The sequence below is a fragment of the Lysobacter sp. Root76 genome, from assembly GCF_001428685.1.
In the GTDB taxonomy this organism is placed as follows: domain Bacteria; phylum Pseudomonadota; class Gammaproteobacteria; order Xanthomonadales; family Xanthomonadaceae; genus Lysobacter.
Genome location: NZ_LMIK01000002.1, coordinates 45366 through 56783, shown reverse-complemented (window position 1 = coordinate 56783; position 11418 = coordinate 45366). Strand labels below are relative to the sequence as shown.

The window sequence follows — 11418 nt, the reverse complement described above, 5'->3', positions numbered from 1 at the left end:
GGCGTTACGGGTACCGCGGTCGTTGTCCTGCAGGTTCATGCCGGCCGAACCGGTGATGTACCAGCGGTCGTCGAAATCCTGCGCGCTGGCCGCCTGGGCCAGACTCAGGCCACCCAGCAGGGCGGCGCAGAGGAGTTTCTTATTCATTTGTTATAGCTCCTTGGTTCAGAAAAATTTGGAAACCGCGTCTGTGAGCTTCCTACCGTTCAGGACGGCCGCCTTCCGACGCCATCCTGCGCAGGTTAGGTTTGCCTATGTGAAAGCCATGTTAACAGGCATCTAACATTCGCGGCCGCATTCGTGCTAAACGCCGGCGCCGCCGCGACCGTGAATCAGGGCCGCAACAGGGCCAGGAAACCGGTGATCGGCAGCGCGTCCAGCCGCTGCGGGGCCGCAGCGAGGGCGAGCAGTGTATCGGCCTGGGCCGGCGCCAACCGGGCGCGGACCGCAGCTTCGAATTTGGCCATCAGCAGGGGCCCACCCTCGGCGCGGCGTTTGCGGTGGCCGACCGGGTAATCGACGGACACGTTCTCGGTGGCGCTGCCGTCGCGGAAGAACACCTGCACCGAATTGCCGATGTAGCGCTTGTCGGGGTCGTAGTAGTCGCGGCTGAATGGGGGATGCTCGGCGACGCGCATTTTCTCGCGCAGGGCGTCGATGCGCGGGTCGGCGGCGACCGCGTCGGTGTAGTCGTCGGCGGTCAGGCGGCCGAAGATCAGCGGCACCGCGACCATGTACTGCAGGCAGTGGTCGCGATCGGCGTAATTGGCCAGCGGGCCGGTCTTGTCGATGATGCGCGCCCCAGCCTCCTGGGTCCGCAGTTCGATGCGCTCGATGTCGTCGAGGCGGTCCCTGACCTGCCCGTGCAGCCGCATCGCGCATTCGACCGCGGTCTGGGCGTGGAACTCGGCCGGGTAGCTGATCTTGAACAGGATGTTCTCCATCACGTAGCTGCCGAACGGCCGCTCGAACTCGAACGGCCGGCCGCCGAAGGCGACGTCGTAGAAGCCCCAGGTCGGCGCCGACAGCGCGCTCGGGTAGCCGGGCTCGCCGCGGACGGCGTCGAGGGCGTGGGTGACGGCGCGACGGCAGGCGTCGCCGGCGGCCCAGCTCTTGCGCGGGCCGGTGTTGGGCGCGTGGCGGTAGGCGCGCAGGCTGCCGTTGTCGATCCAGGCCTGCGACACGGCGTCGGTGATCGCGTCCTTGCCGCCGCCGAGCATGGCGGTGGCGACCGCCGCCGAGGCCAGGCGCACCAGGATCACGTGGTCCAGGCCGACCCGGTTGAAGGAATTCCTGAGCGCGTAGCCGCCCTGGATTTCATGGGCCTTGATCGCGTAGCCGAGCACCTCGCCCACCGTCATCGCCTGGCCGCCTTCGGCTTCGGCGCGGCGGCCGAGGTAGTCGGCGACGGCGAGGATCGCGCCGAGGTTGTCGGAAGGGTGACCCCATTCGGCCGCGAGCCAGGTGTCGTTGAAGTCCAGCCAGCGGATCTGCACGCCGATGTTGTAGGCGGCCTGGACCGGATCGAGTTCGTAGGCGGTGAACGGCACGCGCGCGCCGCCGCGCAGTTCCGCGCCCGGCACCAGCGGGCCGAGGTGGCGAACGCAGGCCGGGTGGTCCATCGCCAGCGCCGCGCAGGCCAGCGAATCCAGCAGCATGGTGCGGGCGGTGTCGTAGGCCTCCTGCGATTCGATCCGGTAGTCGGCGACGTAATCGGCGATGGCGCGCATCGGCGGGTCGGGCTGGGGACGGACGGCGGAGCGGATATCGGCGTGGCTCATGCAGGCGTGGCCCGGTGCGGACGGCGGATCCGCAGTCTGCGGCCGCGCGTGTGGGTCCGGCGCGAACGCCGGCGTTTGCCCACACGGGCGGAACGCAGCGAGCGACGGCCGGCGCTGGCAAAAGGCCGCGGCCGGGATCACCCTTTCGCTATGGATATCCCAACCCGCCTGCCTACCCTGTTCCTGTCCCACGGCTCGCCGATGCTGGCGGTCGAGGATTCCGCCGCTGGCCGCTTCCTCGATGCGCTGGGCGCGCAACTGCCGTGGCCGAAGGCGATCGTGGTCGCGTCGGCGCATTTCATGACCGACCGGCCGATGCTGGGCGGGCATGCGAGCCCGCACACGGTGCACGACTTCGGCGGTTTTCCGGCACCGCTGTACCAGATCCGCTACCCGGCGCCGGGCGATCCGGCGCTGGCCGAAGCGATCCGCGCGCGCCTGGACGAGGCCGGCCTGAATCCGAAGGTGCGCGAGGCGCACGGGCTGGATCACGGCGTGTGGGTGCCCTTGCGGCGCATGTATCCGCAGGCCGACATCCCGGTGGTGCCGCTGTCGGTGATGCCGCACGGCACGGCCGCGCAGCACTACGCGCTGGGTCGAGCGCTCGCGCCCTTGCGCGAGGAAGGCGTGCTGGTGATCGGCTCGGGCGGTTTCGTGCACAACCTCGGCGATCTCGACTGGCAGCAGCGCGACGCCCCGCTGGCGCCGTGGGCGCGCGAGTTCGGCGACTGGATGCACGAACGCCTGGACTCGCACGACCACGCCGCGCTCATGGACTGGCAGGCGCAGGCGCCGCATGCGCGGCATGCGCACCCCACGGTCGAGCATCTGATGCCGCTGTTCGTGGCCCTGGGCGCGGCCGGCACGCAGCCGTCGGTGCGCACGATCCATCGTTCGCACGAGATGGGTTCGCTGGCCTTGGATGCGTTCGCCTTCGATTGAGGGCACGACGGTCGCGCTCCGGCCTTCTGTAGGAGCGGCGTAAGCCGCGATGGCGTGCTGGCGGAGCCTGCATCGCGCGTGCGGCTCGATCGCGGCTTACGCCGCTCCTACAGAAAGCGGGGACGCGGAATCGGGCCCCCTCGCTCAACCGTCCCTACGGCACCGACAGCTCATACCGCTCCAACAGCGGATGCTTGCCGAAGCGTTCGGACATCACCCGCACCAGCCGTTTCGCGCGCAGGTCTTCGTTAGCGCTTCGGCCTTCTGTGGGAGCGGCGTGAGCCGCGATGGCGCGCTGGCGGAGCCTGCATCGCGCGTGCGGCTCGATCGCGACTTACGCCGCTCCCACAGAAAGCGGGGACGCGGAAGCGGGCCGGCCTCGCTCAACGGCCCTTACGGCACCGACAGTTCGTACTGCTCCCACGGCGGATGCTCGCCGAAGCGTTCGGCGAGGAAGTCGCTGAATGCGCGCACCCGCGGCGGGATCAACCGCCGCTGCGGCATCACCGCGTAGATGCCGGATTCGGCGACGCCGTAGTCGGGCATCACCGGCACCAGCCGTTTCGCGCGCAGGTCTTCGTTGACGTGCCAGGTCGAATGCAGCGCGATGCCCAGGCCGGCGACCGCGGCATCGCGCAGCAGTTCGCCCAGGTTGCTTTCGAACCGTCCCGACACCCGCACCGCGATCTCGCGGCCGGCGCGGTCGTGCAGGCGCCACAGGTCCTGGCGGCCCTGGCTGCCGACCAGCATCAGGCACTCGTGGCGGGCGAGTTCCTCGGGCGAGTTGGGCATGCCGTGGCGGCGCACGTACTCGGGCGAGGCGCAGATCACGCGCCGGTTCGGCGCCAGCTTGCGCGCGACCAGGCTCGAGTCCTCGAGCGCGCCGATCCGGATCGCCATGTCGAAGCCGGAACTGACCAGGTCCAGCAACTGGTCGTTGAGGTTGACGCTGACCTTGACCCGCGGATACCGGGCCAGGAACTCCGGCAGCAGCGGCGACAGGTACTGGCGCCCGAACGAGGCCGAGGCGGTCAGGCGCAGGGTGCCGGCGACTTCGCTCGCGGCCTGGCGCAGGCCGCCGGTCAGGGCTTCCAGGTCCTCGACCAGGGCCCGGCCCTGTTCGGCCAAAGCGGCGCCCTCGGGGGTGGCGTGGAGCTGGCGCGTGGTCCGGTGCAGCAGGCGCACGCCCAGGTCGCGTTCCAGCCGCTTCAGGCGCTGGCTGGCGACCGCGACCGACAGGTCCAGGCTGCGCGCGGCCGCGCTGATCGAGCCCAGATCGAGCACGCGCAGGAACAGGGCAAGGTCGCCGACTCGGTCCATGGCCGTTTATCAAGTATTCGTTGAAACTGATTAGCCATCTTGGTGGTTTTTGCTGAAGATGCAAGCTTCCAGACTGCGCGCCTCCTCTCGTCAGGTTCGCCGTCATGAATCGCGATTCCCGCCCCAACGCCGATGCCGTCCATGGCGCGACCGCGCCCGCTTCGGATAGCCCGGCCCGGCCGCCCCAAGCCGGGCAGTCGGAGCCGACAGGGCATCGACTGAACGCGCCTGCTCTCCCCGCCGCCAAGCAGCGCATGCCCGTGGCCTTATACGCCCTCACCGCCGGCGCCTTCGGCATCGGCACCACCGAATTCGTGATCATGGGCCTGCTGATGCAGGTCGCCGCCGACCTGCACGTGAGCATCGCCGCGGCCGGCCTGCTGATCTCCGGCTATGCCCTGGGCGTGTTCGTCGGCGCGCCGCTGCTGACCACCGCGACCCGGCGCCTGCCGCGCAAGACCGTGCTGGTCGCGCTGATGCTGATCTTCACCCTCGGCAACATCGCCTGCGCGATCGCACCCAACTACACCGCCTTGATGATCGCGCGCGTGGTCACCTCGCTCGCCCACGGCACCTTCTTCGGCGTCGGCGCGGTGGTCGCGACCGGCCTGGTCTCGGAGGACCGCAAGGCCTCGGCGATTTCGATCATGTTCGTCGGCCTGACCGTGGCCACCCTGCTCGGCGTGCCCGCCGGCGCCTGGCTGGGCCTGCACCTGGGCTGGCGCGCGACGTTCTGGGCGGTGGCCGCGATCGGCGTGATCGCCACCGTCGTGATCGCCACCCTGGTGCCCAAGGACCAGGGCAATCAGGAAAACGCCGCGCTGCGCGACGAGATCAAGGCCGTGACCCACCCGCAGGTGCTGCTGGGCCTGGCCATGACCGTGCTCGGCTTCGCCGGCGTGTTCACCGTGTTCACCTACATCCAGCCGATCCTGACCCAGGTCACCGGTTTCGCCGAAAGCGCGGTATCGCCGATCCTGCTGGTGTTCGGCGTCGGCCTGATCGCCGGCAACCTGCTCGGCGGCCGCCTCGCCGACCGCCGCCTGGCGCCGGCGCTGATCGGCACCCTGGTCGCGTTGGCGGTGGTGCTGGGCCTGATGACCTTCGCCCTGCACAGCAAGATCGCGGCGGTGATCTTCGTGGCCCTGCTCGGCATCGCCGCGTTCGCCACGGTCTCGCCGATCCAGCTGTGGGTGCTGCAGAAGACCGACAGCGCCGGCCGCAACCTCGCTTCCAGCCTCAACATCGGCGCGTTCAACCTCGGCAATGCGCTGGGCGCCTGGCTCGGCGGCGCAGTCATCAACGTCGGCCTCGGCCTGGGCGCGGTGACCTGGGTCGCGGCCCTGGTCACGGTGTCGGGCATCGTGCTGGCGGTATGGGCGGCGCGCCTGGATGCGCCGCGCGCGCCGGTATTGAGCGACACGGCGACCTGCCCGGCCGGCTGATCCCTTTCCCAATCGCTGCGTGCGGCACAAGCCGGCGCGCGTCTTTCATTCAATCTAAGGAACACGCCATGGACACCCGCTTTCTCGGCAATTCCGGCTTCAAGGTCCCGGTGCTGGGCTTCGGCGCCGGCACCTTCGGCGGCAAGGGTCCGCTGTTCAGCGCCTGGGGCAATACCGACGTCGCCGAAGCCCAGCGGCTGATCGACATCTGCCTCGACGCCGGCGTGAACCTGTTCGACACCGCCGACGTGTATTCCGACGGCGCCTCCGAATCCATCCTCGGCGCCGCGCTGCAGGGCCGCCGCGACCGGGCGATCCTGTCGACCAAGCTCAGCCTGCGCGCCGGCGACGGTCCCAACGATGTCGGCGCCTCGCGTCATAACCTCATCCGCGGCGTCGACCGCGCCCTGCAGCGCCTGGGCACCGATTACATCGACCTGCTGCAGCTGCACCACTTCGATGCGCAGACCCCGGTCGAGCAGGTCATGTCCACGCTCGACGACCTAGTCCGCGCCGGCAAGCTGCGCTACCTGGGCGTGTCCAACTATTCCGGCTGGCAACTGATGAAGTCGCAGGCGGTCGCCGACCGCTACGGCTATTCGCGCTTCGTCGCCAACCAGACCTACTACTCGCTGGTCGGCCGCGACTACGAATGGGAACTGATGCCGCTGGCCCAGGACCAGGGCGTGGGCGCGGTGGTCTGGAGCCCGCTGGGCTGGGGCCGCCTGACCGGCAAGATCCGCCGCGGCCAGCCCTTGCCCGAGGGCAGCCGCCTGCACGACACCGCCGGCTTCGCCCCGCCGGTCGACGAGGAGCGCCTGTACCGCATCGTCGACGCGCTGGACGCGGTCGCCGCCGACACCGGCAAGACGATCCCGCAGATCGCCCTGAACTGGCTGCTGCAGCGCCCGACCGTGTCGAGCGTGCTGATCGGCGCGCGCAACGAGGAACAGCTGCGCCAGAACCTGGGCGCGGTCGGCTGGAACCTCAGCGCCGAACACGTCGCCCTGCTCGACCAGGCCAGCCGCGTCACACCGCCTTATCCCTACTACCCGTATTGGAACGGCATGTTCGCCGAGCGCACGCCCGCGCCGGTCTGACCCGCACTGGCTTGACCCGCGCTAGTTTGAATCGTGCTGGCCCGAATCGACCGCTCCCGCCCCTCCCACGCATCGCGAGTACCGACATGACCGCTACCCTTTCCGGTTCCACCGCCGTCGTCACCGGCTCCACCGCCGGCATCGGCTACGCCATCGCCGAAGAACTCGCGCGCGCCGGCGCCGCCGTCGTCGTCAACGGCCGCAGCCAGGCCCGCGTCGACGCCGCGCTGGCCTCGCTGCGCGCCACCCTGCCCGACGCGCAGTTGCGCGGCGTCGCCGCCGATCTGGCCAGCGCGCAGGGCGCGGCCGAGTTCATCGCCGCGGTGCCGCAGACCGACATCCTGATCAACAACCTCGGCATCTTCGTTCCCACCGACTTCGCCGACATCGCCGACGAGGAATGGCAGCGCCTGTGGGACGCCAACGTGATGAGCGGCGTGCGCCTGTCGCGGCATTACTTCGGCGGCATGCTTGAGCGCAATCGCGGCCGGGTGGTGTTCCTGTCCAGCGAGTCGGGCCTGCAGATTCCGGCCGAGATGATCCATTACGGCGTGACCAAGGCCGCGCAGATCGCGCTGGCGCGCGGCATGGCCCAGCTGACCACCGGCACCGAGGTGACGGTGAACTCGGTGCTGGCCGGGCCGACCCGTTCGGAGGGCGTGGGCGTGTTCGTCGAACAGCTGGCACAGCAACAGGGCGTCAGCACGGCCGAGTTCGAAAAGCAGTTCTTCGACACCGCGCGCCCGACCTCGCTGCTGCGCCGCTTCGCCGAGCCGGCCGAGATCGCGCGCGTGGTCGCTTTCGTCGCCAGCCCCGCCGCTTCGGTCGTCAACGGCTCGGCGATACGCGCCGAGGGCGGCCTGGTGCTGTCCGCGTTCTGATCCGTATCCGTCGCCCGCCTCACACTACGTCCCAGATTCCCGGAGCCGCACCATGAAAGCCGTCGCCCTCACCCGCTATCTCCCCATCGACGATCCCGAGTCTCTACTCGACGTCGAGCTGCCCGACCCTGCCGCGCCCAAGGGCCACGACCTGCTGGTGCAGGTCGAAGCGGTGTCGGTGAATCCGGTCGACACCAAGGTGCGCGCGCCCAAGCCCAGCGTCGAAGCGCAGCCGCGCGTGCTGGGCTACGACGCGGCCGGCACGATCGTCGCGGTCGGCGAGGCGGTCACCCGTTTCAAGGTCGGCGACCGCGTCTACTACGCCGGCGACATCACCCGCCCGGGCAGCAATGCGCAGTTGCAGCTGGTGGACGAACGCGTGACCGGTCACGCGCCGCAGTCCCTGGACGCGGCCCAGGCCGCGGCCCTGCCGCTGACCGCGATCACCGCCTGGGAGCTGTTGTTCCAGCGCATGCCCTTCGACGCCGACAAGGGCGGCGTCGGCAAGACCGTGCTGGTGATCGCCGGCGCCGGCGGCGTCGGCTCGATCGCGATCCAGCTCGCGCGCCGCGCCGGCTTCAACGTGATCGCCACCGCCTCGCGCCCGGAGACCGTCGATTGGTGCCGCGCGATGGGCGCGCACCACGTCGTCGACCATCGCCAGCCGCTGCTGCCGCAGTTGCAGGCGCTGGGCCACGCTCAGGTCGAGGCGGTGCTGAACCTGGCCGACACCGACCGCTATTGGGAGGCGATCGGCGAACTGCTGGCGCCGCAGGGCCATGTCGGCCTGATCGTCGAACCCAGCGGCGCGCTGCGGATCGGCGACCCGTACAAGGCCAAGTGCATCGGCATCCATTGGGAAATGATGTTCGCGCGGCCGCGCTTCCAGACCGGCGACATGGTCGAACAGGCGCGCATCCTCGACCGCGTCGCCAAGCTGATCGACGCCGGCGAACTGCGCGGCACCCACAGCGAAACCCTGGGCAAGATCGACGCGGCCAATCTGCGCGAGGCGCATCGCCGTCTGGAGTCGGGAACGACCGTGGGCAAGCTGACTCTGGCCGGCTGGTAAGCCATAGGGAAACCCAGAGATGAGCGCAACTTCCTGGCTGTTGTTCTGCTCGCTGGCGCTGCTGACCGCGTTCAGCCCCGGGCCTGCGGTGCTGCTGGCGGTGTCCAACGCCGCCAGCCACGGCGCGCGCCGCGCCCTGCTCGGTTCGGCCGGCAACGCCTTGGGCGTGTTCCTGGTCGCGGCCACGGCGATGCTGGGCCTAGGCGCCTTGCTGAAGACCTCGGCCTGGCTGTTCGGCGCGCTCAAGCTGGCCGGCGCGGCCTACCTGATCTGGCTCGGCATCCGCCAATGGCGCGCGCGCGACGATCTGTTCGCGCGCGCGCCCGCACCGGCCGCCGTGAGTTCGCCGCGACGCCTGTTCCTGCAGGGCCTGCTGGTGGCCGCAACCAACCCCAAGAGCATCCTGTTCTTCACCGCCCTGCTGCCGCAGTTCATGCGCGCCGACGCGCCCCTGCTGCCGCAGTTCTTCGCCCTGACCCTGAGCTTCGCCGCCTGCACGGTGCTTTCGCATCTGTGCTACGTCGCCCTGGCGCGGGTGCTGCGGCGCTGGTTCGCGCAGCCGCGCCGCGCGCGCTGGCTCAATCGCGCGCTGGGCACGGGCTTCGCGGCGATGGGCGTGGGCCTGCTGCGGCTGCGGCCGGCCGCGGTCTGAGCACTCGCGAGCGAGACCAAGAAGAGGGGCCGGCAATGCCGGCCCCTCGGTTTTCCACTGCGTATTGCGTACTCAGTTGTTGCGCACTCAGGCGTCGCGCGCGGCCTCGTAGCCGTTGAAGACCACCGACGCCGAAGCCCGTCCCTGGGTCAGCGAACGCAGCGCGGTCGTGTAGCCCGACAGCTGCGCCAGCGGCGCGCGCGCACTGACATCGGCGCGCGTGCCCTTGTCGTCGATCGCCACGACCCGGCCGGAACGCCGCTGCAGATCGCCGACCACGTCGCCGACGTTGCCGGCGGGCGTGTCCACGACCAGCGCCATCACCGGCTCCAGCAGCGTCGTGCCGCTGAGCGCCAGCGCCGCCTTCAGGGCCTCGCCCGCCGCGCGTTGGAACGCGAGTTCGGACGAATCCACCGCATGCGTCTCACCGTCGACCAGGCTCACCGTGAGCCCGACCACCGGATAGCCGCGCGGACCTTCCGTGAGCGCGGCACGCAGCCCTTTCTCCGTCGCGGAGACGAAGTTGCGCGGGACCACGCCGCCGCTGGTGCGGTCGACGAACTCGAAACCTCCGTCCTCGCGCGGCTCGACATCGATCAGCACGCGCGCGAACTGGCCGCTGCCGCCGTTCTGCTTCGACAGCTTGCCTTCGACGCGCGTTACCGCGCGGCTCGGGGTTTCCTGATAAGCCACGCGCGGCGAGCCGGTGCGGACTTCGACGTTCCACTCCTGACGCAGGCGCTCGACCATCACGTCCAGGTGCAGCTCGCCCATGCCCCACACCAGGGTCTCGCCGGTGTCCTGGTCGCTGCCGACGCGGAACGACGGGTCCTCCTGAGCCAGGCTCGCCAAGCCCTGGCCGAGACGGATCAGGTCGCCGGCCTTGGCCGCGGTCAGACGCCAGGACAACACCGCCGGCTGGGCCTGGATCGCGTCCAGCACCAGCTTGCGGTCGCTGCCGCTGAGGGTTTCGCCGCTGACTGCGTCCTTCCAACCCTGCACCGCGACGATCTCGCCGGCGTACGCCACCTCGACATCGCGGCCGCGATTGGCCTGGACCACGACCAGGCGCCCGACCCGCTGCGGCTTGCCGCGCCGCGAGGCCCACACCGTGTCGCCGACCCGCAACGTGCCCGAGTACAGGCGCACGAACGAGAGCGCGCCGTGTTCCTGGTGCGCGATCTTGAACACCAGCGCCGCCAGCGGACCCGCAGCGTCGGGCGCCAGCGCGACCTCGCCGTGCTCGCTTTCGGCGCGCACCCAGGGCCGGTCCAAGGGCGACGGCAGGTAGTCGACGATCGCGTCCAGCAAGGTTTCCACGCCCTTGTTCTTGAACGCGGAACCGCCCAGCACCGGCGTGCCGGCGCCGCTCAGCGTGCCGCGACGCAGGGCCGCCTTGAGCGCCCCGGCCTCGATCGCGCGCGCCTCCAGATAGGCCTGGGCGAGTTCGTCGTCGTGATCGGCGACGGCTTCGACCAGGCGCTGGCGCAAGGGTTCGTACTCGCGCGTTTCCTCGGCGCTCCAGGGCCGGCGCGACATGACGTCGGCCGCATCCCACAGCACGATCTCGCGCGCCACGTAGTCGACCCAGCCGTGCAACTCGCTTTCCGCGCCCAGGGCGTGACCCAGCGGCCACGGCACCGCGTCGAGCTTGTCGCGCATCTGCGCGAGCACGAGCTCCAGCGAGGCACCGACCCGGTCCATCTTGTTGGCGAACGCGATCAGCGGCACGCCGTGCCGGCGCGCCTGGCGCCACACGGTTTCCGATTGCGGCTGCACGCCGTCGACCGCGCTGAACACGGCGACCGCACCGTCGAGCACGCGCAGCGAGCGCTCGACCTCGATGGCGAAGTCGATGTGGCCCGGGGTGTCGATCACGGTCAGCCGGTGCTCGGCCTGACCCTGCGGCGTCCAGCGCGTCTGCACGGCCGCGGCGCCGATGGTGATGCCGCGGTCCTGCTCGATCGGGTTGAAGTCGGTGGTGGCGGCGCCGTCGTGGACTTCGCCGGTGCGATGGATTGCGCCGGTTTTCCACAACAGACGTTCGGTCAGGGTGGTTTTGCCCGCATCGACGTGGGCAATGATGCCGAGGTTGCGCCAGCGGGAAACAGAGGTGGTGTTCATACGGATTCGCTTTCTTGGTTGCCAACACGGGAGGCCGCGCGCCCCTGTTGGCGACAAGGCGCGCGGCTAGGCTTGGGTGTCTTCCGTGGTATTCACGACAC

General features: G+C 70.0%; 9 protein-coding genes. 6 read left to right on the top strand and 3 right to left on the bottom strand.

Annotated elements, in window-relative coordinates:
- Positions 1–332: 332 nt before the first annotated feature.
- A complete protein-coding gene (locus ASE10_RS05010) occupies positions 333–1781 on the bottom strand; it encodes a bifunctional 2-methylcitrate dehydratase/aconitate hydratase (protein ID WP_055902440.1) in 1449 nt (482 codons plus the stop codon).
- A gap of 150 nt (positions 1782–1931) precedes the next feature.
- Between ASE10_RS05010 and ASE10_RS05005 the strand changes: the two genes are divergently transcribed.
- Positions 1932–2723, top strand: a complete 792-nt coding sequence (locus ASE10_RS05005) for a class III extradiol ring-cleavage dioxygenase (protein WP_055902438.1) — start codon at positions 1932–1934, stop codon at positions 2721–2723.
- Positions 2724–3116: 393 nt separating this feature from the next.
- On the opposite strand, the gene ASE10_RS05000 is transcribed toward ASE10_RS05005, so the two are convergent.
- Positions 3117–4043, bottom strand: a complete 927-nt coding sequence (locus ASE10_RS05000; protein ID WP_055902436.1) for a LysR family transcriptional regulator — start codon at positions 4041–4043, stop codon at positions 3117–3119.
- A 254-nt stretch (positions 4044–4297) separates the two neighbouring features.
- Between ASE10_RS05000 and ASE10_RS04995 the strand changes: the two genes are divergently transcribed.
- From ASE10_RS04995 to ASE10_RS04975, 5 genes are all read left to right on the top strand, one after another.
- A complete protein-coding gene (locus ASE10_RS04995) occupies positions 4298–5488 on the top strand; it encodes an MFS transporter (RefSeq protein ID WP_055902434.1) in 1191 nt (396 codons plus the stop codon).
- 68 nt (positions 5489–5556) lie between these two features.
- Positions 5557–6588 carry an aldo/keto reductase gene (locus tag ASE10_RS04990; protein ID WP_055902431.1) on the top strand — a complete coding sequence of 344 codons (1032 nt, stop codon included), beginning with the start codon at positions 5557–5559 and terminating at the stop codon, positions 6586–6588.
- A gap of 86 nt (positions 6589–6674) precedes the next feature.
- Positions 6675–7469, top strand: a complete 795-nt coding sequence (locus ASE10_RS04985) for an SDR family oxidoreductase (protein ID WP_055902430.1) — start codon at positions 6675–6677, stop codon at positions 7467–7469.
- 52 nt (positions 7470–7521) lie between these two features.
- On the top strand, positions 7522–8541 hold the full coding sequence (locus ASE10_RS04980; protein WP_055902428.1) for a zinc-binding alcohol dehydrogenase family protein: 1020 nt from the start codon (positions 7522–7524) through the stop codon (positions 8539–8541).
- A gap of 19 nt (positions 8542–8560) precedes the next feature.
- A complete protein-coding gene (locus ASE10_RS04975) occupies positions 8561–9193 on the top strand; it encodes a LysE family translocator (protein WP_055902426.1) in 633 nt (210 codons plus the stop codon).
- 87 nt (positions 9194–9280) lie between these two features.
- Here the strand turns inward: ASE10_RS04975 and fusA are convergent, their stop codons facing one another.
- A complete protein-coding gene (gene fusA / locus ASE10_RS04970; protein WP_056305814.1) occupies positions 9281–11317 on the bottom strand; it encodes an elongation factor G in 2037 nt (678 codons plus the stop codon).
- Positions 11318–11418: the final 101 nt, after the last annotated feature.